Raw genomic sequence first — 24,415 nt, 5'->3', positions numbered from 1 at the left:
GAGCGGCGGGGGACGGAATCAGGACACCCGGGTCCCGAACACGGCGTTGTGACGGAGCTGTTGGGCGCACCACCGGAAATGTCCGTCGCTGTCGTCCGTGCCGAACAGATCGTAGGTGGTGAGGGCGTAGACGGCCTGGTAGGCCGCGAGGGCGGCGGGCGCGTAGCCGAGCTCCTGTGCGAAGAGCCGGGTGAGGTCCGCGGTGTGCGCCCTGGCACAGGGGCCGTACATGTCCCAGACGGCTGCGGTGACCGCCGCTTCGAAGGCCGGATCGCCTGCCGTGGTGAAGAAGCCGAAGTCGAGTACGGCGACGGGTCGTCCGGCACCGTCGGTGTGGATGTTCGGCGGGACGAGGTCACCGTGGATCGCCGTGACCGGAGCGTCGGGAAGCGACCTGAGCGCGTTCAGCGTGCGTGCGACTCCCGAGTCGAAGTCCGGCACCCGCACGGCCAGGGCAGTGCCGTGCCGGGCCACGGCGCGGGCGACCAGCGCCGCGAGCGCGTCCTGGAAGCGGTGGTGGCCCTGCCACAGCGGACGGTCGTCGCCCCGCACGGTCATCCGGCGCATCGCGTCTGTGCCCGGCACCGAGGCGAGGCCACGCAGGACGGCGAGCAGCGCGTTCCTGTGCCGGACGGACAGCTCTCGCTCGTGGTCCTCGTGCGCGGACTCGCCCCGTACCGGGACACCGGGCAGTTCCCGCTCGTACGTGACGACGACGCCCTGGTGCTCCTCGACTTCGAGGATCTCCGGGGTGGCGAACGGCAGCGGGTGCTGTGCGAGGTCCGCATACACCTGACGGGTGACCGCGGTCGGCGGCCGGCCGGTCCACACCTTGGCGACCCGACCGTCTCCCAGGCGGTAGACGATGCCCTCGACGCCGGAGCCGATGCGGTGGGCGTTCGGGTGCCCGCGGTCGGCGAAGTACCCGGGCCACGAGTCGGAGGTGGGGGAGGATTCCGCGTTCAGGACGACTCCCGCCGGACAGGTTCCTGTGTCACCGCACCCGGCACCACCTCCGGCCGTCCTGCGCAACGGTTCTCCCGCCACCGTCGTACCGCCGTCCGTACGGCCTCTTCGTCTTCGACGGCATGGGCACCGGATGCCCCCGCGGCGCCGAGGATCACCTCACCGTCGGTGACCAGCACACCCCCGGCCCACGGGACGGAGTCGCCGTCGTACAGGTGCTGGATGGTGTCGACGATTCCCCCGGGCAGGTTGATCAGGCCGGAGGGCTGCAGGGCACGTAGCGCGGTGCGCGCTTTGGCCACCGCGATGCGGCTGGTCATCGGCATACCACCGTCGGCCCGCCGTAGGACGATCACCTCTGCGGCGACGTCGACGACGGCCACCGCCAGCGGGGGGAAGCCGCGCTCCGCACCCACCGCCAACGCGGCTTCCACGATCCGATCCGCTTCGGCCAATTTGCCCCCGGGCGCAAGCCAGTTCACCGCCGCCTGCTGGGCGAGGCGGTGATCGCCGCGCAGCGCTGTTACAAGACAGCGACAGTACGCCGATGAACGCCTGCATCCGCAGTGACGTCACTCCAGATGTCTACATCAATCAGCATGTAGTGCATTTTTCACTCACATGCTGTTCCAGTCATGGAAAGGGACATATCTGTGATGGTCTCGAAGCGGCGCTCTCTGCGTACTGCCGTCGTCGGTGCCCTCGGCGCGGCCTCCCTCGCTCTCGCCGGCACCGCGATGGCCGCCACCCCGGCCACGCACACCGCGACCCCCGTCGCCGCCGCGCACAAGGCCCAGGCGCCCAAGGCCGGCATCACCGCCACACCGTCGGCGTCCTCCGTCCGCGCCTGGCAGCTGTTCCGGGTCACCGGCGAGACGACCGGCCTCAAGGCGGGCAGCAAGGTGACCCTGCAGCAGAAGCAGCACGGCAAGTGGGTCAGCCTGCCCGCGTCCGCGCCCGTCGCGCGCGACGGCTCCTACTCGCTGCGCGTCGAGCTCGGTCTGAAGGGCACCAACGACCTGCGCATCGTCAGCGGCACCACGGCCTCCCCGGTCTTCAACGTGACGGTCCGCTGAGCCGCACCGGCACCGCGGCTGCGGCAACCCGCCACCGGCGCGGCGACGGTTCTGCCCGCTCCGGTGGCGGGCAGAACCCTCCGGTGAAGGAAGACCGGTCGCCGAGTAGGCCGGCAGCAGGGCCGGAGGGCGGCCCCGGGCCCTCCGCGGCGGTTCCCGTGTCCCGGCCGCGCACAGCGCGCGCGGGGCCGTAGTACCCCGGTACCACCTGCGCGGCACTGTTCAGCCCCCGGTACCACCGGATCCGGGAGATCGCGGACTTAGCGTGGCGGAGGAGGCGTCAGGTGTGCCGGACGCCGCAGTCCGAGAGAGAGAACACGCATGATCGACGCACAGCAGCTCACCAAGAGGTACGGGGAGAAGACAGCCGTCGACGGTCTCGACTTCGCTGTGAGGCCGGGTACGGTGACCGGCTTCCTGGGGCCCAACGGGGCGGGCAAGTCCACGACGATGCGCATGATCGTCGGGCTGGACGCGCCGACGAGCGGCTCCGTCACGGTGAACGGGCAGCGCTACGCCCGTCATCAGGCGCCGCTGCAGGAAGTCGGGGCGCTGCTGGAGGCCAAGTCGATCCACCCGGGCCGCTCGGCCCACCAGCACCTCAGGGCGCTCGCGCTGACCCACGGGATTCCGCGCCGCCGGGTCGACGAGGTCGTCGAACTCGCCGGTCTCGGAAGCGTCGCGAAGAAGCGGGCCGGGGCCTTCTCCCTCGGCATGGGACAGCGGCTCGGCATAGCGGCCGCCCTGCTGGGCGACCCGCAGACGGTGATGCTGGACGAGCCCGTGAACGGACTGGACCCCGAGGGTGTGCTCTGGATCCGCAATCTGCTGACGTCGCTCGCGGCCGAGGGACGGACGGTGTTCGTCTCCTCGCACCTGATGAGCGAGGTGGCCCTGGTCGCGGATCACCTGATCATCGTCGGGCGCGGCCGGCTGCTGGCCGACACGACGGTGCAGGACCTGGTCCGCGAGGCGGGCGGCGACACCGTGAAGGTCGCCACGGACGACCCCGCGCGGCTTCGGGACGTGCTGGCCGGGCCGGGCGTGGAGATCACCGGCCGCGTCGGCTCCGAGGAACTGCAGGTGACCGGGGTGTCCGCCCGCGAGATCGGGCTGAAGGCGGCCGAGCACGGGATCCCCCTGTTCGAGCTGACCACGAAGGCGGTGTCGCTGGAGGCGGCGTTCATGGAACTGACCAGGGACGCCGTGGAGTACCACGGCTCCACGACCGGTACCGACACCTCCGGGAGCGCGGCATGAGCACCCTCACGGCAACACCCGAGACCCCTGAGACCGCCCGGACCGCTCCGGCCCGCCCCGTCTACCGGGTGACCGGACGGCGCGTGCTGTCCTCCGAGTGGGCCAAACTCTGGTCCCTGCGCTCCACCTGGATCACCCTCGGCCTGGGCCTGCTGTTCCTCGTCGCCTTCGGCGTCATCGCCGCGAGCCACTACAAGTCCAACCTCGGCTCCGGCCGGCACATGGACCGCGACTTCGCCACCGCGACGGCCGCGAGCCTGTCCCTCTTCGGTACGAACTTCGCGCAGCTGGCCCTCGGTGTGCTCGGCGTGCTGGTGACGGCGGGCGAGTACTCCACCGGCATGATCCGCTCGACCCTGGCCGCGGTACCGCGCCGGCTGCCCGTGCTGTGGTCCAAGGCGGCGGTGTACGGGCTGGTCGCGCTGGTGATCGCCACCGTCGGCGCGTTCGTCGCCTTCCTCGTCGGCAGCCGGATCGTCTCCGGTACGCCCGCCGCCATGGGCCTCGGCCACGCCGGCGTCGTACGCAGTCTGCTGGGTGCCGGACTCTACCTCGGCCTGGTCGGTGTGATCGGCACCGCCCTGGGTGCGCTCCTGCGGTCCGTGGCGGGCGCCATCTCGGTCCTGGTCGCCGCCCTGATGCTGGTACCCGGACTGACCTCCCTGCTGCCCACCTCGTGGCAGGGCGACATCGACCCCTATCTGCCGAGCCACGCGGGCGAGTCGATCTTCGCGCTGACCCATGACTCCACCACCCTGTCGCCCGCCGCTGGCCTGCTGGTCCTCCTCGGCTGGACGGCACTGGCGCTGGCGGGTGCGGCGTACCGGCTGCTGCGCGACGACGTCTGAGCCCCCTGAGCCCGCATCGTCGGCCGGACCCGCATCATGGGCTGGTGAATTCCGTGACCACCGATGACCTCGGCGGGATGGGGCCGCTGGTCGCCCGGCTCGGCCGGGCCGGCCAGCGGCTCCGGCTCGCCGACCGGGCCCGTCCGTGGGTGCTGGACACCGCGGTGGTGGTCCTGGTCTTCCTGCTGTTCTGTCTGCCGGACCTGCTGCACGCGGTCGGCGCGGTCGGCGGGGACGGCGACGGCCCGCGCCGCTTCCGTCTGGCGTTCACCCGGCTGCCCACGGCCGGCATGCTGGCCCTGCAGGCCGGGCTGGTGCTCCCGTTGCTGTGGCGACGGCGGGCGCCCGCGGTGGCCTTCGGCGCCGTCGCGGCCGTGTTCGTGCTCCAGTGGGCCCTCGGCGCCGCACTCCGTGCGGACGTCGCCCTCTTCGTCGCCCTGTACAGCCTGACCCTGCACGGGCGGCTGCGGCAGCTGCCCTGGGCCTGCGCGGCCATGGCGGCTGCGCTGGGCCTGGTCGCGGCGCGGGTCGCGGCGGCGGTGTCGGTCTGGGACGCGCTGTTCTTCCTGCTCAGCACGGCCACCGCGGCCCTCGCGCTCGGCCTGGTGATCCGCATCCGGCGGGCCCAGCTGGCCGGGCTGCGGGACCGTGCGGCCCGGCTGGAGATCGAACGCGACCAGCGGGGCAGGCTCGCCGTCGCGGCCGAAAGGGCACGGGTGGCCCGTGAGATGCACGACATCGTCGGCCACAACCTGTCCGTCATCATCACGCTCGCCGACGCGGGTGCCTACGCCACGGCCGTCGCCCCGGAGCGGGGAGCGGAAGCCCTGCACCTCATCGGCGACACCGGCCGCCAGGCCCTGAGCGAACTGCGCCGGGTGCTCGGCGTGCTGCGCGAGGCGGACGGTCCGCGGGGCGAGCCCGAACTGAGCCCGCAGCCCGGGCTCGCGGACATCGACGCGCTGTGCGAGGGGGTGCGCGCCGCCGGCCTGGAGGTCGTCTACCGTAGCGCCGGTGACGTCGACGTCCTCGACAGCGGGGTGCAGCTCACGGTCTACCGCATCGTGCAGGAGGCGCTGACGAACACCCTGAAGCACGCCGGCGCGGGCGCCCGTGCGAACCTGGCGATCGTCGTGGAGGACACGCGGCTGACCATCACCGTCGAGGACTCCGGCCCACTCGCCCCGGCCGGAGTTCCCGGCACGGCGAACGAGGAAGGACACGGCCTGGTGGGCATGCGGGAACGAGCGGCTCTCTACGGCGGGCACGTCAGCGCGGGTCCCGTCGGCACGGGATGGGCGGTGCGGGCCGAGCTCGACCTCGCTCCCCGGGAAGGCGCCCGATGACCACCGTGCTCGTCGTGGACGACCAGCCGCTCCAGCGGTACGGCTTCCGCATGCTCCTCGACTCCGTGCCCGAGACGGAGGTGGTCGGCGAGGCCGCGCACGGAGGCGAAGCCGTACGCAGGGCCGCCGAGCTCCGTCCCGACGTCGTCCTCATGGACGTACGTATGCCGGGCATGGACGGCATCGAGGCCACACGCCGCATCGTCGCGTCCGGTGACCGCTCCCGCGTCCTGGTGCTGACCACCTTCGACCTCGACGAATACGTTTACGCGGCCCTGCGTGCCGGAGCCAGCGGCTTCCTCCTCAAGGACGCCCGCCCCGAGGAACTGCTCGCAGGCATCCGCGCCGTCGCCGTCGGGGACGCCGTGATCGCCCCCGCACTCACCCGCCGCCTGCTGCACGAGTTCGCCCGACTGGTGCCGGCCCGTGCCGACGGCTCCGCCGAGGACCCGCGGCTGGCCTCCCTCACCGACCGCGAGCGCGAGATCCTCGTCGCCATCGGCAAGGGCTGGACCAACGGCGAGATCGCCACACGTTTCGTCCTGTCGGAGTCCACGGTGAAGACACATGTCGGCCGCGTCCTGTCCAAGATCGGCGCCCGTGACCGCATCCAGGCGGTGATCTTCGCCTACGACCACGGCCTGGCCCGTCCGCACCCCGGCTGAGCCGGTGGTCCGGCCTTCGGCCGGCAGCGCGTGGGTGGCGGCAGTCGGGAGGTGTTCAGGTGCCGGGTGGCACGGTCGGGCACGCCGGTCTGGGGCTTACCGGCGTGTCCGTGCTGATGAGCGGCCTGCCGGCCGTCGTCCTGGAGGTCCAGTTCCGCACGAGCGCCCACCGCGCGGGCGTGTACTGGCTCGCCGTGGCACTGATACGTTCGCCCTGCACCGCCGCCGGTGACCTGGTCTCCGAGCGCATGGACCTCGGGTACTGGCGGTCCGCCGTCCTGTTCGCGGCACCCATCGCCGCGGTGGCCATCGCGCACTTCGCGCCGGGCCTGGACACCGTCTGGAGCTTCTGGATCCCCTGCATCCTCTGCATCCTCACCCGCCCCCTCGGCGCCTCCCTCGGTGACCACCTCTCCCAGCCCACCGGCGACGGCGGCCTCGGGCTGGGCACCGTCGTGACCAGCGCCCTGTTCCTGACGGTCGTCCTCGGGCTGGTCGTCCACCTGTCCGCCACCCGCAGGGACGTCTCCGAACCGGTCACGCTGCAGGCAGGCTGACCGTGAACCTGGCCCCGGGGGTGTGCCCGGGGTCGTAGGACACCTCACCGCCGACGGCGCGGGCCAGGCGACGCGCGAGCGGCAGCCCCAGGCCCGCGCCGTCGTGCCCGTCGCCGTAGTCGGCGCGTCGGCCGGGATGGAACAGGTCGCCGACGAACGCCTCCGGCACGCCCGGGCCGTCGTCGACCACGTCGATGCGCACGGCACCGGGTTCGCGCCGCGCGGCGACGGTCACGCCGGAGCGGGCGTAGCGGACGGCGTTGGCGAGCAACGGGCCGACGATCCGTTCCAGGAAAGCGGGGGCGACCCCCGTCTGAAGACCGGGGGCCGCGGGCGCGACGGTGGCCTTCACGTCGTCCGGTCCGCCGAGGCCCTGGACCATGCGGTCCAGGACGGGAACGACGTCGGTCGTGCCGGGTGCCGCGGGCGGGTTCAGCGCGTTGTCGCGCGCGTCGTTCAGCAGCGTGTCGCAGATCGTGCGCATCGACTGCGCGGCCTCGGCGATCACTTCGTGGGTGGCGCGGGTCTCGGCCTCCGAGCGGTGGCGGGCCCGCCACCAGTCGAGTTCGATGACGATCCGGGTCAGCGGGGTCCGCAGTTCGTGGGACAGTTCGCCGGTCAGTTGCCGTTCGTGGCGCAGGACGGTGCGGATGCGGTCCAGGAGCGCGTCCAGGGAGGCGCCCAGGCGGGCCAGTTCGGCCGGGTGCTCCTCGGCGCCGAAACGGTCGTCGGAGCCCACGGCACTCCACTGGGTGGCCTGGTCGGTCATCGTTCGCACCGGGCGCAGTGCCCGGCCGACGGCGAGACGCGTGAGCACATAGGTGCAGGCGAGCATGACCGCGTCCAGGACCAGGGATCCGAGCAGCAGGGTGTCGGCCGAACTGCGGTAGGGACCGAGGTCCAAGGCGGTGACGACCGTTGCGTCGGCATGACGGCCGGCCAGAGGCCGGGAGCACAGACGGACGGGCTGGAGGCCGGGGGCGTGTACGGTCGTGCACCCCGGCTCGCGATGTGCGGCCAGCCGGTCGGCGGTCTCGGTGAGCGGACTGCCGGCCGTCGTCGACGGAGGTTTCTCGAGCAGTCGTGTGCCGGCGTAGATCCAGGCGTTCGCGTCGAGGAGACCGTCGTTGGAGGTCTCCAGGACGCGCGCCCGGCGGCCGCTGGTGTCGACGGTCGTGGCCACGGCGGCGGCCCGGTTGCGCAGTTCGTCGTCCGCCTGATGCTGCAGATGCCGGTCCGTCACGACGTTGAACACCACGGTCAGGACGGTCATCAGCAGGGCGGCGGTGGTCAGCGCCACGAGGGAGAGCCGGCCGCGCAGGGTGCGGGGCGACAGGCGGCGCAGGGCGCGGTCGACGGTCATGACAGGTGGTGTCCGATCCCGCGCGCCGTACCGATCGTCAGCGTGCTGCCCGCCTCGCGCAGCTTGCGACGCAGCCGCGTCAGGTACTGGTCCAGGGTGTTGTCGCTGACCTGCGCACCTTCGGGCCAGGCCGCCCTGATCAACTCGCGACGGCTGAGGGTGGAGCCGGCCGCGGCGACGAGCGGCGCGAGCAGCCGGAACTCGGTCGGGGTCAGCGCGACGCGGACGCCGTGCACGGTGGCGCAGTGCCCGACCGCGTCCAGGACGAGGTCCCCCGCCAGGGCCGTCGAGGTCGGCGCCGCTCGTCTGACGGCGGCTCTCAGCCGTGCGGCGAGCTCGGCGAGGTGGAAGGGTTTGGGCAGATAGTCGTCGCCACCGGCGGAGAAGGCGGACAGCCGGTCGGTGAGCTGGTGCCGGGCGGTCAGGAAGATCACGGGAGCGGGGAAGCCGTTGGCGCGCAGCGCCTGGCACACGTCCCGTCCGTCCGCGTCGGGCAGCCCGATGTCCAGGACGGCCGCCGCGACGTCGGGGGTGGCCAGCCGCAGGGCGGTCGAGCCGTCGGAGGCGAGGACGGGGTCGAACCCCTCCTCGGTCAGGCCACGGCGCAGCACATCGCGCAGAGCGTGATCGTCCTCGACGACCAGGACTTTGTGACGCATGATCTTCCAGTGACTCCTGGGCCACACGGCGGGTCGTGCCGGCGACGGGCGAGTGGGTTACGGCGCAACGAGCAGGGGACGCAGTCTCCCGGACGTGATCCACCGTGCCAGCGTCTCCGACTGTCTGCGCACCATGGTCATCAGCGACAGCCCGGCGAGCGCGCCGACGGCGATCCCGGCGACGACGTCGTGCGGATAGTGCGCGCCGACCCAGATGCGGGAGGCGGCCATCGCCAGTGCGGCCGCGGTCCCGACGGCACCCAGCCGACGTGAGACGAACAGCAGCGCCATCGCGGCGGCGGCTGCTATTGCCGCGTGGTTGCTGGGGAAGGACCAGTCGCCGGGGGCCGGACACGCCTCCAGCACCTTCACGTGCAGGCTCCGGCACGGGCGGTCCTCGCGCACCAGCAGCTTCAGCGCGGAGTCGGCGCCGTACGCGGCGATGACGACGACCGGTACCGCCAGCGCCCCCACCGCTGCCGCGGGCCCCCTCCGCCGGGCGCTCCACCAGCCGGCGGCCGCGAGGACAGCGAAGACCGCGAGTCCGTACGTCGACCAGAACAACACCAGGTCGTCCAGCCGGCCCGGCGCGTGCCGGGCCAGGCGCACCACGTCCAGATAGCCGGACCCGTCGATCGAGGACCCGTCGAAGGCGAGGGTCATCCGCGTTCCTCCCGGGCCCTGGCGGTCCGACGGGAGCGGAGGACCTCGGTCAGCAGGGGGATCAGCGACACGACGACGATCAGTCCGACCAGCGGCAGCAGGTAGCGGTCGACGTTCGGGATCGAGGAACCGAGCGCGTAGCCCGCCAGGGTCAGACCGAGACTCCACACCAGTCCGCCGACCACCTGCCACACCGTGAACGTGCGGACCGGTACGCCGAGCGCGCCCGCCATCGGATTGAGCACCGTCCGCACCACCGGCACGAAGCGGGCCAGGACGACGGCCTTCGCGTACCCGTACCGCTCCAGCAGTTCCTCGGCCCGCTGCGCCCCCTCGTGCAGCCGCGTCGAGCGGCTGCGGGCGAGCAGCGCCCCGCCCGCCTTCCGGCCGAGCACATATCCGCACTGCGCACCGGCCAGCGCTCCGAAGGCTGCGGCGACCAGCAACGGACCCAGGGAGAGGTGGACGGTCTGGTCGGCCGACCCCGTGCACAGCAGCCCCGCCGTGAACAGCAGTGAGTCCCCGGGGAGGAAGAAGCCGACCAGCAGCCCCGTCTCGGCGAACATCACCACGCCGACGCCCAGGACACCGAACGCGGCCAGCAGCGACCGGGCGTCCCATACGTTGACGGCCAGCTGCGAGGCGAGGTGCAGCGGTGTGGTCATAGGCCCCGGGCCTTCCTAGGAGTGACTACAAGCACGTAGACGATTCATGAACTGTAGACGAATGACGGGCGGGGTGCGTTCCGCGGGCGGTCGGGCGTCCGGCCGGGCGTCCGGCGGGCGTGGATCGCCCGGCACGCGACGGGCGCCGGTGAAGCCGCCGCCGGAGGGCTGCTCCGGCCGCGAGGCGGTGCTGATCCGATGCGTCTCCGCAGAGGCGTCGACGCGCAGCCGGGGCCTCAACGACGTCTTGGCGTGAGGTTTCCCACGCCCGCGGGGACCCGGGCACGGCCGGTCTCCACGGGCCGGAGGCTGACGACGGCGTCCAGACCGCCGCCGGGCGCCGCGTTCAGGCGGACGTCGCCTCCGCTGGCGTGGGTGAGCCGCTGGACCATGGACAGGCCCAGGCCGGTGCCGTCGTGGTGGGCGTCAGCGGCACGCCAGAACCGGTCGAAGGCCCGTTGGCGGTCGGTCTCGGTCATCCCCGGCCCCTGGTCGATCACATGCAGTTCGACCGCACGGCCGCCGTCGGCCGGTGCGGTGGCGGTCGCCAAGGTGATGGTGGTGTGGGGCGGGGAGACGCACAGGGCGTTGGACAACAGGTTGTCGAGGATCTGTTCGAGGGCGCCCGCCACCGCCCACACCGGGCCGGCCTTCGTGCCGGCCACGGCGATGCCGACGCGCTGGTCACCGGCGAACGCCGTCCAGATGGCCGCGCGGTCCGCGACGACGGCGTCGAGGTCGACGATCTCCGGGGTGATCGCCGAGTTCTCCAGTCGGGCAAGGGCGAGCAGTCCCTGCACCATCCGGCTGAGGCGTCCGACTTCGTCGATCGCGTCACTGAGGCTGTCCTGCGCGCAGGCGGCGAGGTGGGGCTCGAAGTTCTCCAGGCGCAGGCGCAGGGAGGTCAGGGGAGTCTTGAGCTCGTGGGACGCCTCGGAGGCGAAGGCCTGCTGGGCATGGAGCAGGTGCTGCAGCCGGGTGGCCGTGCGAGTGAACGAGGCCGTCACCCGGCGCAGTTCGGGCGGCCCGCGATCGGTGGCCGGCGGGTCGGTCAGGCGACCGTCGGCGAGTTGCGCGGTGGCCCGTTCCAGGGCCCGCAGGGGACGGGTGATCCAGCGGGCGAGCGCGAACCCGATCAGCGTGACCGCCGCCAGTACGCACAGGCCGACGACGGCGAGTGCGACCCAGGTGGCACGGACCTTCCCGGTGAGCGGCGCGAGCGGATAGAGGGTCCGCACGACGCAGGGGACGGTGTCGCTGGACCTGCCTGGCACGGTGGCGAACAGGACCTTGCCGTCCGGGACGAGGTCGTCGCGGATCCCGGTGGCGGGGCGGTCGCGGAGGGCGGAGGCGATGTCCGGCTGGGAGGAGAGGTTCCCGCCGGCCGCGGGGGTGGCGGAGTCGGTGAGCACCGTGCCGCTCCGGTCGGTGATGACCACCCGGCTGCCGGTGCGTCGCGCGTAGTCGCGGGAGATGGCCGCCAGGTCCGACGCCCGTCCGTGTTCGAGCTTGTCCTCGCACACGGTGGCGAGCGTCACCGCGCCCAGCTCCGCGGTGTGGGAGAAGCGGTTCAGCTCGTTGCGGGCGTAGACGAAGCCGAAGGGCACTTCCAGGGCCAGCAGGACGAGCGCCATGAGGCTGAGATAGCTGAGCAGCAGACGGCGGGTCATCGGACGCCTCCGCGGGGCTGGTGCGGTGGGGGCGGGACAGCGCCACGGCCACTGGGCGGGACGAGGCGGAAGCCGATGCCGCGGATGTTCTCGATCCAGGACGGGTCACCGAGCTTGCGGCGCAGGGCGGCGATGTGCACATCAAGGGTCTTCGTGGGGCCGTAGTAGTCCGGCTCCCAGACCGTGTCGAGAATCTGCTGGCGTGAGTAGACAGCTCCGGGATCCTCGGCCAGGCAGAGGAGCAGGTCGAACTCCTTGGGGGCCAGCGCGACCGGCAGCTCGTGCACGTGCACCTGACGGGTACGGCGGTCGATGCTCAGGGGGCCGATCCGCTGGGCGCCGGATGCACCGGACAGGTCACGACCGCCGGGGGCACCCATGACCGGACCGCCCGCGTCGACGGGCACGGTCCGGGTTCGTCGAGTCACGGCTCGGATCCGCGCCACCAGCTCCCGGACCCCGAACGGCTTCGAGACGTAGTCGTCAGCGCCCAGTTCCAGGCCGAGCACCCGGTCGGTCTCGGAGTCCCGGGCGGTGATCATGATGATCGGGACCGAGGAACGGGCGCGTAGCTCCCGGCAGACGTCGATGCCGTCCATGTCGGGGAGCCCCAGGTCCAACAGCACTATCGCCGGCTCCGCGGCGGACAGGCCGGCGGCACCGGTCCGTGCGTGTTCCACGGTGAACCCGAAGCGGCCCAGTCCCTCCATCAAGGGTTCGGCCACGCGGTCGTCGTCCTCGATCAGCAGCAGATGCATGACGACAGGCTCACAAACGGCAGCCGCATCGTGCTGGCCAACCGCGGCTGGGGTCCCTCGTCTCAGTGATCCTTCGGGTTTCTCCTGTGACCGCGCCATGCGCGGGACCTTCGATCGACCACGCCCGGAAATCCGCCGGACGGCGCATGATGGTTAAGAAACGTAACCGGACCCGCCGTTCTGCACGGTGATTCATGGTTCCGAGGTTTTAGCGAGTACTCGGCAAGTCCCCTGCGTGATCCGGATGTCCCCGGGGTTCGTGGTATTCGGCGCGGGTTTTTCTCAAAGCCCCTGCATTCCCGCTTGATTTGCGCTTACACACCCTCCCGTGGTGTCCGTCGTGCGGCGACCTGGCCGCCGCTGCCCGCATGCATGCCCCGACCGCGGCCGCCGTCGACCACTCCCTCTACCACGCCCCCGACGGCGTCCCCGGACCGGAGCGCATCCGCTGCATGCGCCGCACCATGTTCGTCGTCCCCGGCCATCTGGCCCCGGTGATCCGGTCCGCCACCACCGCCGACGACGCCCACCGTCACCGTGCCCGCGCCACAGCCCAGTTGCGCGAGGGCCTCGGCTGGGAGGAGCACCGTTGCGCCGCGGTGGAGCAGGCCGTCCTGGAGGCCCTGGCCGTGCGCGGCGGGGCGACGGCCGTCGAACTCGCCCTCGACACAGCGGACTTGCGTGAGCAGTTCGTCGTCTTCCCCGGCAAGGCGTACGAGTCCCGGCAGCGCGCCAGTACACCCGTCCCGGGTCTGCTGGCGGCGGAGGGACACATCCGCCGGACCCGGCCGGCCGGCTCCTGGACCTCCGCCCAGTTCCGCCGGGTCGGCGCCCGCCCCCTGCCGCGTGTCCCCGCGCCGGAGGCGAAGGGCACGCTCGCCCGCCACTGCATCGCCGCGTTCGGCCCGGTCACGGTCGAGGACCTGAAGTGGTGGACGGGCTGGACCGTGACCGGCACCCGCAAGGCCCTCGCCGCCACCGGCGCTCAAGCAGCCGAACGCGACGAGGGCACCGGCTACCTGTTGCCCGAACACCTGGAAGAACTCCAAGAGCTCGAAGCCGTGAAGGCCACCGAGGGTCCCGATCCCGCGGCAGCCCTGCTGCCCGGCCTGGACCCCACCCCCATGGGCTGGCGCCACCGTCACTGGTACCTCGACCCCGACCACACCAAGGCCCTCTTCGACCGGAACGGCAACATCGGCCCGACCATCTGGTGGAACGGCCGCATCGTCGGCAGCCGGGCCCAGCACGCGGACGGGCACATCAACCACCACCTCCTGACCGATCCCGGCAGCGAGGCCCGCACCGCCGTCGAAGCCGAAATCCACCGCACCCTCGCCTTCCCTCGACGGCACCCGCGTCACCCCCTGCTACCGGACCCCTCTCGAACGCCGCCTCGCCTGCGCCGTACGGTAGGTCCGAGAGGCCGGAGGTCGTCGAAGAAGCCGGCCGGCGCATCCTTCACATGGCCGCTCACAGCGACGCGAGGTTGTCGGCCAGGTCGGTGAGGCCGAGTGAGCCCTGGGTGAGCGCGTTCATGTGCCAGGTCCGCAGGTCGAAACCGGCGCCGAGACGGCGGCGGGAAGCCTCACGGCCCTCCAGCCACGCGCGCTCTCCCAGTTTGTAGCCGATGGCCTGGCCGGGCCGGCCGAGGTACCGGTCGATCTCGCTGGTACGCCGGGCGGTGTCGCTGCCGTGGTGGGCGGCCATGAACGCGGTGGCGAGGTCCGGTGTCCAGCGTTCGCCGGGGTGGAAGCCGGAGTCGTCGGGGATGACCAGTTCCAGGTGCATACCGATGTCGATGATCACGCGGATGACACGGAGCATCTGCTTGTCGAGATAGCCCAGGCGGCGGGCGGGGTCGGTGAGGAAGCCCAGTTCGTCCATCAGACGCTCGGCGTACAGGGCCCAGCCTTCCTTGTTGGCGCTGACCGCGCCCAAAGTGATCTGGTAGGGGCTGAGGCGGTCCGCGGCGGCGGTCCACCGGGCGGTCTGCAAGTGGTGCCCGGGCACGCCCTCGTGGTACCAGGTGCTGACGATCTGCCAGGTGGGGAAGGTCTGTTGGCCCAAAGTGGGCAGATACGTGCGGCCGGGGCGGCTGAAGTCCAGGCTGGGACCGTTGTAGTACGGAGCGCCCGCACTGCCGGCGGGAGCGATCCTCGTCTCCACCCGGCGCAGGGGCCCGGAGATGTCGAAGTGGGTGCCGTCGAGAGCGTCGATCGCCTCGTCCGTGATCTCCTGGAGCCAGGCGCGGATGTTCTCCTCGCCCACGATGGTGTGCCCGTGCCGGTTCAGGTGGTCCATGGTCTCGCGGGCGCCCGCGCCCGGAAGGACCCGGCCGGCCTTGGCCTGCATCTCGGCGACCGTCCGGTGGAACTCCTCCCAGGCCCAGGCGTACGCCTCGGCGGGGTCCACGTCGGCGCCGTTGGCCCAGCGGGCCGAGCGCAGGTAGCGCTCACGGCCGACGGCGTCCGGGGTACCGGCCGCGGCGGGCAGGTAGGTGTCGACCAGCCAGTCACGGAAGCCGGCCACGGCGGCCGTCGCGCGGCCGGCGGCGGCGTCCAGTTCGGGCCTGAGCCGGTCCGGCCCGCCGGCCACGAACGTGGCGAACCAGCTCGCGCCGCCGACGTCCTGGCCGGTCCAGGCGGCGAGTTGCCCGATGACGGCCCGGGCCTGGCGGGGCGCGCACAGCAGCCCACGGGCGATGCCCTCGGTCAGGGTCGCCCGGTAGCCGTCCAGGGCGCCGGGCAGGTTGCGCAGCCGCCCGGCCACCGTCGCCCAGTCCTCGTCGGTGTCGGTGGGCATCAGCGTGAAGATGCCGCGGACCTGGTGCAGCGGCGTGTTGCCGTTGCTCAGCCGGCGGAAGTGGTCCCCCGCCTCGTGCAGGGCGAGTTCCGCGGTCAGCCGCTCCCGCAGCAGCCGGGCGCAGTTGCGCTCGACGTCCTCGAACACCACACCGTCGTTTTCGGCGTTCCGCTCGGTGGCGTCGAGCGCGCAGAGCGTGCGACGGGCCACTTCGGCGAGCGCCTCGAAGCCTTGCGGGGACAGGTCCGGCTGCCGGTCGTCCCCGGGACGCAGGCCGAGCCGGGTCGAGACCAGGGGGTCGAGGGCGGCGACCTGCGCGACGTGGTCGTCGGCGATCCGGCGCGGGGTGCTCAGCTTCTCGGGCATGCCGCTCATGCTGGCACCGTCGCCGACCGTGTCAGCCACGTGCCGTCGGCTTTCGGCCGCTGGCCCACGTATGCCTGAGCAACCGCTTCGAGGCAGTTGAGCGCCGTTCCGCGACGGGCGAGGGTGATCCCATGAGTCACGGCTTACGTCGCATGTGGGCCTGGCCAGGACGGATCCGGCAGCCGCGACGACGGAACGTGGAGCCGGCGGTTGCCGCTCATGCCGGGGCGGGCGGGATGTTCTGGTTGGCGTGGAAGAAGTTGCCGGGGTCGTAGGTGCGCTTGATCGCGGCCAGCCGGTCGTAGTGGTCGCGGTACGTGCCCCGGACGCGGTCGGTGCTCTCCTGTTCACCCAGGAAGTTGATGTAGGCGCCGCCCATGGAATGGGGGTGCAGGTCGGTCCAGTAGTCGACGCACCACTGCCGGATCAGGCCGGCGTTGGCGGGTTCGGGGTCGATGCCGGCGATGACCCCCGACCATGCGGCGTGCCGGTAGGCCCAGGCCGTGTCGCCGGGCCCGATACGGCGGGTCGCCCCGTCGACCGGGTACAGGTGCATCGTGCTCAGGCCGGTGGGGAGGTTCTGCCCGTACTTCTCATGCACCGCGATCGCGTCGTCGGAGATGGCGTCGAAGAAGTCGCCGCGCCAGTACCACTGCAGCCCCTTCGGGAGCAGCTCGTCGAACATGGTCTGCAGGGCGGGGTAGGGCATGGGCGTGGTGAAGTGGAAGGCGGGTGGCCCCGGCGCGTTCACCACGGTCAGCACCTTCTCCAGGCGGTCGCCTTCCAGGTCGCCGGTGTAGCACCACACGACCCCGCACATCTTCTGCCCGTGGATCGGCTCGGGGAAGGGCGGTCCGGGCGGAATGGTCAGCAGGGCGAAGAAGCCGTAGAGGTCCTCGGGTGCGGCGGGAATGAACTCCCGGTACCACTGCAGCACTTCGCGGGTGCGGTCCACCGGCCAGACGGTCACCGCGACACCGACGGCGTCCACGGGGTGCAGCCGGAACGTGAACGAGGTGACCACGCCGAAGTTGCCGCCGCCGCCCCGCAGGGCCCAGAACAGGTCCGGGTGGTCGTCCTCGGACGCGGTGACGAACGTGCCGTCGGCGAGGACGACGTCGGCGGCCAGCAGGTTGTCGACGGTCAGGCCGTACCTGCGGGTCAGGTACCCGTGCCCGCCGCCGAGGGTGAGACCGCCGACCCCGGTGGTCGACACGATCCCGGCCGGCGTGGCGAGGCCGAAGGTGTGCGCCGCGTGGTCGAGGTCGCCCAGCTGGCTTCCGCCGCCCACCCGCGCGGTCCCCGCTTCCGGGTCGACGTCCACCCAGCGCATCGGCGACAGGTCGAGCGTCAGCGCGCCGTCGACCAGGCACAGCCCCGGACCGCTGTGGCCCCCTCCGCGCACCGCCAGCTCCACCCCGGTGTCCCGGGCGAAGGAGAGCACGTTCCGTACGTCCGCCACGTCGACGCACCCGGCGATCGCGGCCGGCCGCCGGTCGATCATGGCGTTGTAGATGCTGCGGGCCGCGTCGTAGCCGGGGTCTCCCGGAGCGAGGACGGGTCCCCGCAGGGCCTCTCGCAGACTTTCAAGAGCTGGTTCGTTGATACCGCCCATGGTTGCACCCCTGCTCACGCACGTGACGCGTGGACGGACGCGGGCGCGACGTCCGGGCGGGCTGCGGGGGCGTAGACGCGGATCCGTACGCGCCTGTGATAAGGACCGGCAGGGTGGGGCACCCACCACCGGCAGCGTGCGGCACCCCGTCGTCCGCCATTGTCCGTCCGCCCGCCGGCTGTCGCACCTCGTGAAGGACGGGCCCGCATGACGCCCCGGATGCCCGCTACGTCGTGACGGGCGTGTCGGTGGTGTACTCGTCCGCGTGTTCGCCGGTGACCAGGAAGACCATGCGTCGGGCGACCGACACGGCGTGGTCGGCGAAGCGTTCGTAGTAGCGGCCGACCAGCGTGACGTCGACGGCGGTCTCCACGCCGTGCCGCCACCGGCCGTCCATCAGGTGCCGGAAGATCATGCGGTGCAGCTCGTCCATGCGGTCGTCGTCCTGCTCCAGTTGCAGCGCCGCGTCGACGTCCCTGGTCAGGAGCACCTCGGCGGCCTGCGCCATCAGGCGCTGCGCGAGCTGGCCCATTTCCAGAACCGTCCGGTGCAGGTCGTCCGGTACGGCGCGCCCCGGGTACCGCAGCCGGGCCAGCTGGGCCACGTGCCGGGCCAGGTCCCCGCACCGCTCCAGGTCCGCGCTCATCCGCAGGCTGGTCACCACGGTGCGCAGGTCGGTGGCGACGGGCTGCTGCCGGGCCAGCAGGGCGATCGCCCGGTCCTCGAGATCCCTCTGGAGGTCGTCGACCTTCACGTCGGCCGAGATGACGCCCTCGGCGATCTGCAGGTCGGCGTCGAGCAGAGCGGTGGTGGCGCGGCCGATCGCGGAGCCCGCCAGCCGGGCCATCTCCACGAGCCCGTCACAGAGCGACGCCAGTTCCTCGTGGTACGCCTCTCGCATCGTGTCCCTCCTGCAGCTATGTGCCCCCCGCATCCCCCCGGTGCCGGACGCGCGTGCGGTCACTCCGCCCGCCGGCCGCATGGGGTGCCTCACCGAGGCACCTGTCTGTTGCCGTGAGCGAACCCACCGACATGGAGGCCCAGCCCGTGCCGATGGGCCCGCTGGGTGCTGGGTGTGCGGCACAGCGCGATGAGCGCGGCGTCGTCGTCGAGGCGTCCCTCGACGTGATCGAGCAGATCGCGGCGGATGTGGTGCACAAGCTTCTCCGGGCTGGTCCCGGCCCACTGGGCGGCCCGTTCCGGGAGCGGATAGAAGACGCCGTCGGCATCCCGGGCCTCGATGACGCCGTCGGTGTAGAGCAGGAGCGTGTCACCGGGCTCGAAGGAGAACACGTCGACGGTGTAGTCCCCGGGCGCCGTCCCGTGGATCCCGAGCGGAGGCGCCGGATGCACGGGAACCGTCACGGCGCTCCCGGGACTGAGCAGCAGGGGCGGGGGGTGGCCGCAGCTGAGTATCCGGGTGAGGTGGCCCTCGTCGGAGATCTCCACCAGCATCACGGTGGCGAACCGCTCGCCCAGTTCTTCGCCCGGTTCGAGATCGGGCAGGTTGCGGGCCACACTGCGCTCCAGGGCGGCGGCCAGTGTGGGCAGCGAGGTGTGGTGGTGGGCGGCTTCGCGGAAGGCTCCGATGAGGAGCGCGGCCTCGCCGATGGCGGACAGGCCCTTGCCGCGCACGTCGCCGATCATGACCCGTAGGCCGCTGTCGGTGGGTGTCGCGGCGTACAGGTCACCGCCGATCTGCGCCTCGGCCTCGGCGGCCAAGTACAGGCAGGCGATCTTCATCGAGCCGATCTGCTCCGGCAGCGGCCACAGCAGTACGTGCTGCGCGGCCTCGGCGATCATGCGCACCTGCTCCAGCTGGCGCGTGCGCCGCTCCCGCATCACGCAGTAGAACACGGTCAGAGCCGACAGCACGGTCAGTGCGAGGATCTGCACCAGTACGTTGCGCGAGAACAGCACACCGAAGTGCCAGCCGATGTACGCCTGCGCTCCCACGGACAGGAACCCGATCAACCCGGTCAGCCAGGCGCCGGCGAACGACGCGGTGATCGCGGGGGCGATGACCAGCAGCGGTCCGAGATGAACGTCGGCCGGGACCAGCTGGTCCGCCACCGTGATGACGACGATGAGCACGATGGGGATCACCAGCAGCGCATGACTCGACTGCCATGGCTGGCGCACACCGGCAGCAACGTCTCGCCGGACATCCACGTCTTCCACAGTGCACCATCGGGACATGACTGACGAGCCCCGCCGGCGATCGCGGCCCGGCCGCTGACCCGATGCCGGTCACCGGGAGAGGGCCCTGCTTCAGGCGTACGCTCCCGGGCCCGTCGTCTTCGCGTGGCGACGGGCCCAGCCGGTGGCTGCCGCGGAACCGCGGACGTGCTGGGAGACGGCCGTTACCTGAGTTCGATCACCAGGCCGAAGTCGTTGCCCGGGTGCCAGCCGGTGACGATCTCCGGGCTGTGGTGGGTGTCGTCGGCCCAGCTGTAGAAGTGCTCCCAGGTCACGTCGTCGCCGTACCAGTGGTCGTAGTCCGTCTCCGCGTAGGCCTGGACCGCCTTGCCGTCGTGCTTGGTGTCCCACAGGTAAAAGGCGCCGGAGGCGTACGACTTGCCGTTGACCTTCTTCGTGCACTCCATGTACTTCGCGGAGCCGCCGGTGATGTGGATCTCCTTCCAGCCGGAGCAGTTGTCGGCCGCGGCCCCCACGTGCCCGGCCGACCGAGCGGACAGGGCGGGCAGGGCGGCCGGTGCGGCGGTCGCGGCCGGGGCGGCGGCGAGGCCCCCCGCCAGGGCCAGTCCGGCCGCTGCGAGGGCGATGCGCTTGCGGGACATCATGGTCGGTCATCCTCTCCGTCGGCCGGCGGACGGTCCCCCCGTCGGGTCCCTTGGCGGTCCGTCGGCACGACACCACCGTGCCCGGTCGCCCCGCCCCACCCCAGCGTTCTCGGGCACATGAGGCGCTCACGGGATTTCCACCCCTGTGACCTGCTGGGACACCCCAAGCGGCGGGGATACGGCGGGACGGCGGGACCGCCGGCGGCCGGAGGCGGGCCGGCAGCCGAAGACATGCCGGCCGGAACTCGCTCCCGAAGAAGTGTTATCCGGGGTGCATCGAGCGGTCTCCCAGGTATCGGACACAATCGTTCGGCATCGAGGATGGGAAGCACTTTTATGAGCACGCAGGACGCGATGGAGACGGCGGTACTGGTCACGGCCGCCCGAGAGGGCGATACGCAGGCTCAGGACGCTCTGGTCAACGCGTACCTCCCGCTGGTCTACAACATCGTCGGCCGTGCTCTGAACGGCTCGGTGGACGTCGACGATGTGGTCCAGGAGACCATGTTGCGGGCTCTGGACGGGCTGGACGGGCTGCGGACGCCCGAGCGCTTCCGGTCCTGGCTGGTGGCGATCGCGATGAACCAGGTCCGGGTGCACTGGGAGCACCGGCGCTCCGCCCCGGGCGCGGTGGAGGAGGCCGAGGACCTGGCCGATCCCGGTGCTGACTTCGTCGATCTGACCGTGGTGCAGCTGCAGCTCGCGGGACAACGCCAGGAGACCGCGCAGGCGACGCGCTGGCTGGAGCCCGACGACCGGGGACTGCTGTCACTGTGGTGGCTGGAGTGCGCCGGCGAACTCACCCGGGCCGAGGTCGCCGCGGCCCTGGACCTGTCGCCACAGCACACGGCGGTCCGGGTGCAGCGGATGAAGGCGCAGCTCGAAGCGGCCCGCGTGGTGGTACGAGCGCTCGACGCACGGCCGCTGTGCGAGGAACTCCGGACCGTCCTGGCCTCCTGGGACGGCCGGCCCTCGGCTCTGTGGCGCAAACGAATAGCCCGGCACGCGCGCGGCTGCTCCCGCTGCAGCGGACTGTGGAGCGGACTGATGCCCGCGGAAGGGCTGCTGGCCGGCCTGGGGCTGGTCGCGGTGTCCTCCACACTGCTGGCCAAGCACTTCTCCGCTTCCGGGACGCTTGCCCCGGCTGGTTCTGCCGCACCGCTCGACGGCGTCGGCGGCGGTACCCCATCGAGCCCCGGCACAGGACGACGCGGTGTCCGGGGCACGGGCGCCGGCTCGCGCAGCCAGTCCCGCCGACGCCGGCGGATGCGGCGCCGTGCCGTCGGCGGTGCGGTCGTCGCGGCCTGCGTCGCGGGAGGCGGCCTGTGGTACTTCGGCACGGACTCCGGTACCGGCCCCGACCGGACGAACGCCGAGCAACGAGCAGCCGTACCCGTGCCGGACCTCTCCACGCCCACCACCGACGCCGGATCTCCGTCGGCCTCGCCCTCTCCGTCTCCGTCCGCGACGAAGAAGCCGAAGCCGCACCCCGCCAAGACTGCGGGCCCCACCAGGAAGAGCACCCCCACTGCCCGGCAGTCCACCCGGCCGGCTCCGGCCCCGGCGCACACGACGCGGAGTTCCCCGGTCCCCACCGGCACGGTCGACCAGGTGGTTGCGCTGGTGAACAAGGAGCGGGCCGCCGCCGGCTGTGGTCCGCTCGCCGAGGATCCGCAACTGCAGAAGGCCGCACAGGGCCAGTCCGACGACATGGCCGCTCGCCATTTCTTCGACCACACCAACCCGGACGGTGCCGACCCCGGACAGCGCATCACCGCCGCCGGCTACCGCTGGTCCACCTACGGCGAGAACATCGCCCAGGGGCAGCAGACGGCCGCAGCGGTCATGGAGTCCTGGATGAACAGCCCAGGCCACCGAGCGAACATCCTCAACTGCTCCTTCAAGGACATCGGCGTGGGCGTCCACAAGGGCACGGGCGGCCCCTGGTGGACGCAGGACTTCGGCGCCAAGCAGTGACGCACCTCGGACGCGGTCCCGGCGGGCGGGTGCTGCGGCCCTCGCGTGCACGGCCGGTCAGCTCATGAGGCACCTCAACGCCCCACCGGGCAGGGCCAAGTGCAGTGTGCCACTCGAATCGGCTCCGCTTCCCGCCGCACGGAACGCGCGGACCGCGTGGAAGGCTCCCGTCTCCCGCCATCCGCTGGGGCCCGGCGTCCGTCGGTCACGATCCTGCGGCGGAGGGATCACGAGCCGACCGCTGACGGTGGCCCGGCGCCGGTATGCGTCGTTGATCCGGCATGAGCGCTGCGATGGAGGACGGAGACGGTACGGCCTTCGCTCAGCTGACCGATGCCTCTCGTCCGGACGACAGGGGAGGGGACTGCCGCTGGTGCCGGGCCCTGTTCGGGCATGGCGATCAGCGGCACGCGTCGGCCCGTGCGGGCCACGACCTCACCGGCCGACTGGTCCAGCTGCGCATGGTCATACTGCCGGTCGCCGTGCTCACGGTCGTGGCCGCGGTCCTGGCGGAGATGCTCGGCTGAACCCGTCTTCACCTCGGGGAGTGCGGCAGCACCGCGTCCGCGGTGAGCAGTTCGCCGTGCGGGCGGTGGTGACCTGGTCTGCCACCAGTTCCTCGAGGCCAGGGGCCGACGCCGGCCGCCGGGCCGTCCACGGTGACCGAGCAGCGTTTCCTCGTGTCGGCCGGGATGCCCACGCGGCCCTCCCGCAGGTCCTCGGCGAGGTCGTTGAGGAGGTGCGCCGGGAGCGTCGTACCAACGGCCGCTGGCGGTCGTGGTCCCCACGCGGTTCCGGCTCCTGGACCCGGCTCCGTCCAGGCATGTCGTCCACCCTCGCCTGGGCCGATCGCCGGGCGTGGACGCGTCACCGTCCGAAGGGCAGTACGCCCCGCTCCCGATTCTGTCGGGGCGGGGCGCTGGTGAGCGGGTCGGTCATCGAACGGCGATCACGTTCGTGGCCTTGTGGCCGACGACGTCGAAGACCACGCGCTGACCCTCGCGGGTGGTTTGCGTTTCCATCCCGGAGAACGGGCGCCGCTCGCCGTCCTCGTCGGTGATGACGCCCACGCCGTCCGCCCTGTTGTACACGGCGATTGTTCCGAGAGGCATCGTCTGTTCCTCCGTGGGTTGGCGGCTACTGATCTCCCCCGGTGAGCAGAGCATCACCCGACGTGAGCGGCGGTGGAAAGGACACCTCGGCGCGTCGGCCACTGTTTGACCGGAAGTCAGCCGTCCGATCGGCGGGCGCTGCCGCCCGCGGGAACAGGCCCCATGGGGCCCGCCCACCTCGATGCCCGAGGCACTGGCGGGCGGGCCGTGGCTTCAAGAGGTCACTGCTCATCCCCGGGCCGGATGCGTCCGCGCCACGCTCCGGACTCTTCTCCGCGCTGTTCGATGTACTGCTTGAAGCGCTTCATGTCGCCCTTGACGCGCCGGTCGAGCGTCCCGAGCAGGTCCGCGACCTTCTCCGCGGCTCCGCTGGGTTCGACATCCATGACGAGTTCCACCCTGGTGTGCATGTCGTCCATGCGCTGGAAGCGGACGCTGCCCTTCTGGGCCGTGTCGCCTGTGGTGGTGCGCCATGTGATGCGTTCGTCGGGGAGCTGGTCGACGATCTCAGTGTCGAACTCCCGCCGGACTCCACCGATCTTGGTGGTCCAGTGGTTGTGGCGATCGTCCAGTTGCCTGACCTCCTCCACGCCTTCCATGAAGTCCGGGAACGTCTCGAACTGCGTCCACTGGTTGTAGGCGGTGTGGACCGGCACGTCGACTTCTACCGTTTCCCTGACTGTGCTCATCAGTGTGCCTCCGTTGCGTCGGTCTGCTGCTGGAGCCGAGTACCCATGAATTTCTGATCACCACCGACCTCATGCGCGCGCCATCCCTGTCACCGGCCGCGCAAGCGGCGCTACGGGCTGGAAGCGGGCCGCGACACCGCCCCCTGGAACGGCCGACGCGAGCCACTCGCCTGCTCCAGCTTCGAGTACGTCCCCGGCATACCGGTCTTCCACAGCCGGGACCTGGTCCACTGGACCCGGATCGGTAGCGCCCTCGACCGGCCGGGCCAACTGCGCCTGCCGCCCGACACGACCTCGTCCGGCGGGCTCTGCGCTCCCACACTGCGCTGTCACGGCCGCTTCTGGCTGATCGTCACCAACGTGAGCGGTGACGGCAATCGGCTGTTCACTGCCACGGATCCGTCCGGCCCCTGGGCCGAGCCGGTCCGGCTGCCCGGAGTGCAGGGCATAGACCCGGATCTCTCCTGGGACGGTACCCGCTGGTGCACCGTCGCGGGAGTCAGCCAGGTCCGGATCGCCCCCGCACCGGGGAGACACGCGGTGAGCCGGCA

General features: G+C 71.7%; 23 protein-coding genes and 2 pseudogenes. 10 read left to right on the top strand and 15 right to left on the bottom strand.

Features of this window, described 5'->3' with window-relative positions:
• Positions 1 to 18: 18 nt before the first annotated feature.
• Both ACWC94_RS18120 and ACWC94_RS18115 read right to left on the bottom strand, forming a co-directional pair.
• Positions 19 to 1,032: an aminoglycoside phosphotransferase family protein gene (locus ACWC94_RS18120; protein ID WP_450797585.1), complete on the bottom strand. Its 1,014-nt coding sequence runs from the start codon at positions 1,030 to 1,032 to the stop codon at positions 19 to 21.
• Positions 963 to 1,448: a heme-binding protein gene (locus ACWC94_RS18115; protein WP_450797583.1), complete on the bottom strand. Its 486-nt coding sequence runs from the start codon at positions 1,446 to 1,448 to the stop codon at positions 963 to 965. Before ACWC94_RS18115 ends, ACWC94_RS18120 begins: the two co-directional genes overlap by 70 nt.
• Positions 1,449 to 1,622: 174 nt before the next feature.
• Between ACWC94_RS18115 and ACWC94_RS18110 the strand changes: the two genes are divergently transcribed.
• The 6 genes and pseudogenes from ACWC94_RS18110 to ACWC94_RS18085 all read left to right on the top strand — a co-directional run.
• The gene (locus tag ACWC94_RS18110; RefSeq protein WP_450797582.1) at positions 1,623 to 2,042 is read left to right on the top strand and encodes a hypothetical protein; all 420 of its coding nucleotides are present in this window, start codon (positions 1,623 to 1,625) and stop codon (positions 2,040 to 2,042) included.
• Between the two features lie 321 nt (positions 2,043 to 2,363).
• A complete protein-coding gene (locus ACWC94_RS18105) occupies positions 2,364 to 3,302 on the top strand; it encodes an ATP-binding cassette domain-containing protein (RefSeq protein ID WP_450797580.1) in 939 nt (312 codons plus the stop codon).
• A complete protein-coding gene (locus ACWC94_RS18100; RefSeq protein WP_450797579.1) occupies positions 3,299 to 4,150 on the top strand; it encodes an ABC transporter permease in 852 nt (283 codons plus the stop codon). Before ACWC94_RS18105 ends, ACWC94_RS18100 begins: the two co-directional genes overlap by 4 nt.
• A 53-nt stretch (positions 4,151 to 4,203) precedes the next feature.
• Positions 4,204 to 5,496, top strand: a complete 1,293-nt coding sequence (locus tag ACWC94_RS18095) for a sensor histidine kinase (RefSeq protein WP_450797578.1) — start codon at positions 4,204 to 4,206, stop codon at positions 5,494 to 5,496.
• Positions 5,493 to 6,161 carry a response regulator gene (locus ACWC94_RS18090; protein WP_450797576.1) on the top strand — a complete coding sequence of 223 codons (669 nt, stop codon included), beginning with the start codon at positions 5,493 to 5,495 and terminating at the stop codon, positions 6,159 to 6,161. The genes ACWC94_RS18095 and ACWC94_RS18090 overlap by 4 nt, the downstream gene beginning before the upstream one ends.
• Positions 6,162 to 6,244: 83 nt before the next feature.
• A pseudogene (locus tag ACWC94_RS18085) lies at positions 6,245 to 6,718 on the top strand (hypothetical protein); the annotation flags it as partial.
• On the opposite strand, the gene ACWC94_RS18080 reads toward ACWC94_RS18085, so the two are convergent.
• From ACWC94_RS18080 to ACWC94_RS18055, 6 genes are all read right to left on the bottom strand, one after another.
• On the bottom strand, positions 6,699 to 8,081 hold the full coding sequence (locus tag ACWC94_RS18080) for a sensor histidine kinase (protein WP_450797575.1): 1,383 nt from the start codon (positions 8,079 to 8,081) through the stop codon (positions 6,699 to 6,701). The pseudogene ACWC94_RS18085 and the gene ACWC94_RS18080 sit on opposite strands and share 20 nt — an antisense overlap.
• Entirely contained in the window at positions 8,078 to 8,740 is a 663-nt protein-coding gene (locus tag ACWC94_RS18075; RefSeq protein ID WP_450797573.1) for a response regulator transcription factor, read from the bottom strand. The genes ACWC94_RS18080 and ACWC94_RS18075 overlap by 4 nt, the downstream gene beginning before the upstream one ends.
• Positions 8,741 to 8,797: 57 nt before the next feature.
• On the bottom strand, positions 8,798 to 9,403 hold the full coding sequence (locus ACWC94_RS18070; protein ID WP_450797571.1) for a phosphatase PAP2 family protein: 606 nt from the start codon (positions 9,401 to 9,403) through the stop codon (positions 8,798 to 8,800).
• Positions 9,400 to 10,068 carry a DedA family protein gene (locus ACWC94_RS18065; protein WP_450797569.1) on the bottom strand — a complete coding sequence of 223 codons (669 nt, stop codon included), beginning with the start codon at positions 10,066 to 10,068 and terminating at the stop codon, positions 9,400 to 9,402. Before ACWC94_RS18065 ends, ACWC94_RS18070 begins: the two co-directional genes overlap by 4 nt.
• 236 nt (positions 10,069 to 10,304) lie before the next feature.
• Complete coding sequence (locus tag ACWC94_RS18060) at positions 10,305 to 11,738, bottom strand: sensor histidine kinase (RefSeq protein ID WP_450797568.1); 1,434 nt, start codon at positions 11,736 to 11,738, stop codon at positions 10,305 to 10,307.
• Positions 11,735 to 12,496, bottom strand: a complete 762-nt coding sequence (locus ACWC94_RS18055) for a response regulator transcription factor (protein ID WP_450797567.1) — start codon at positions 12,494 to 12,496, stop codon at positions 11,735 to 11,737. Before ACWC94_RS18055 ends, ACWC94_RS18060 begins: the two co-directional genes overlap by 4 nt.
• A 368-nt stretch (positions 12,497 to 12,864) precedes the next feature.
• Between ACWC94_RS18055 and ACWC94_RS18050 the strand changes: the two genes are divergently transcribed.
• Complete coding sequence (locus ACWC94_RS18050; protein WP_450797566.1) at positions 12,865 to 14,004, top strand: DNA glycosylase AlkZ-like family protein; 1,140 nt, start codon at positions 12,865 to 12,867, stop codon at positions 14,002 to 14,004.
• Here ACWC94_RS18050 and ACWC94_RS18045 read toward each other — a convergent pair.
• From ACWC94_RS18045 to ACWC94_RS18025, 5 genes are all read right to left on the bottom strand, one after another.
• Positions 13,970 to 15,667 (bottom strand): DUF885 domain-containing protein, encoded by a 1,698-nt coding sequence (locus ACWC94_RS18045; protein WP_450797683.1) that lies wholly within the window; start codon positions 15,665 to 15,667, stop codon positions 13,970 to 13,972. The genes ACWC94_RS18050 and ACWC94_RS18045 overlap by 35 nt on opposite strands.
• A gap of 217 nt (positions 15,668 to 15,884) precedes the next feature.
• Positions 15,885 to 17,282, bottom strand: a complete 1,398-nt coding sequence (locus ACWC94_RS18040; RefSeq protein ID WP_450797565.1) for an FAD-binding oxidoreductase — start codon at positions 17,280 to 17,282, stop codon at positions 15,885 to 15,887.
• A 226-nt stretch (positions 17,283 to 17,508) separates the two neighbouring features.
• Positions 17,509 to 18,183, bottom strand: coding sequence for a phosphate signaling complex protein PhoU (gene phoU / locus ACWC94_RS18035; protein WP_450797564.1), 675 nt, complete (start codon positions 18,181 to 18,183; stop codon positions 17,509 to 17,511).
• 89 nt (positions 18,184 to 18,272) lie between these two features.
• Complete coding sequence (locus ACWC94_RS18030) at positions 18,273 to 19,454, bottom strand: PP2C family protein-serine/threonine phosphatase (protein ID WP_450797562.1); 1,182 nt, start codon at positions 19,452 to 19,454, stop codon at positions 18,273 to 18,275.
• Positions 19,455 to 19,645: 191 nt separating this feature from the next.
• A complete protein-coding gene (locus tag ACWC94_RS18025; RefSeq protein WP_450797560.1) occupies positions 19,646 to 20,086 on the bottom strand; it encodes a hypothetical protein in 441 nt (146 codons plus the stop codon).
• A 336-nt stretch (positions 20,087 to 20,422) separates the two neighbouring features.
• Between ACWC94_RS18025 and ACWC94_RS18020 the strand changes: the two genes are divergently transcribed.
• Positions 20,423 to 22,063 carry a sigma-70 family RNA polymerase sigma factor gene (locus tag ACWC94_RS18020; protein ID WP_450797559.1) on the top strand — a complete coding sequence of 547 codons (1,641 nt, stop codon included), beginning with the start codon at positions 20,423 to 20,425 and terminating at the stop codon, positions 22,061 to 22,063.
• A gap of 281 nt (positions 22,064 to 22,344) precedes the next feature.
• Positions 22,345 to 22,590 (top strand): hypothetical protein, encoded by a 246-nt coding sequence (locus tag ACWC94_RS18015; RefSeq protein ID WP_450797557.1) that lies wholly within the window; start codon positions 22,345 to 22,347, stop codon positions 22,588 to 22,590.
• A gap of 408 nt (positions 22,591 to 22,998) precedes the next feature.
• Here the strand turns inward: ACWC94_RS18015 and ACWC94_RS18010 are convergent, their stop codons facing one another.
• On the bottom strand, positions 22,999 to 23,175 hold the full coding sequence (locus ACWC94_RS18010) for a cold-shock protein (protein ID WP_363219403.1): 177 nt from the start codon (positions 23,173 to 23,175) through the stop codon (positions 22,999 to 23,001).
• A gap of 221 nt (positions 23,176 to 23,396) precedes the next feature.
• On the bottom strand, positions 23,397 to 23,864 hold the full coding sequence (locus tag ACWC94_RS18005; RefSeq protein ID WP_450797556.1) for an SRPBCC family protein: 468 nt from the start codon (positions 23,862 to 23,864) through the stop codon (positions 23,397 to 23,399).
• Between the two features lie 165 nt (positions 23,865 to 24,029).
• On the opposite strand from ACWC94_RS18005, the pseudogene ACWC94_RS18000 reads away from it, so the two are divergent.
• Positions 24,030 to 24,412: pseudogene (locus tag ACWC94_RS18000) on the top strand (family 43 glycosylhydrolase); the annotation flags it as partial.
• Positions 24,413 to 24,415 lie beyond the last annotated feature (3 nt).

This window comes from Streptomyces sp. NPDC001135, from assembly GCF_053598395.1.
This window is presented reverse-complemented; position numbering and strand designations above follow the sequence as displayed.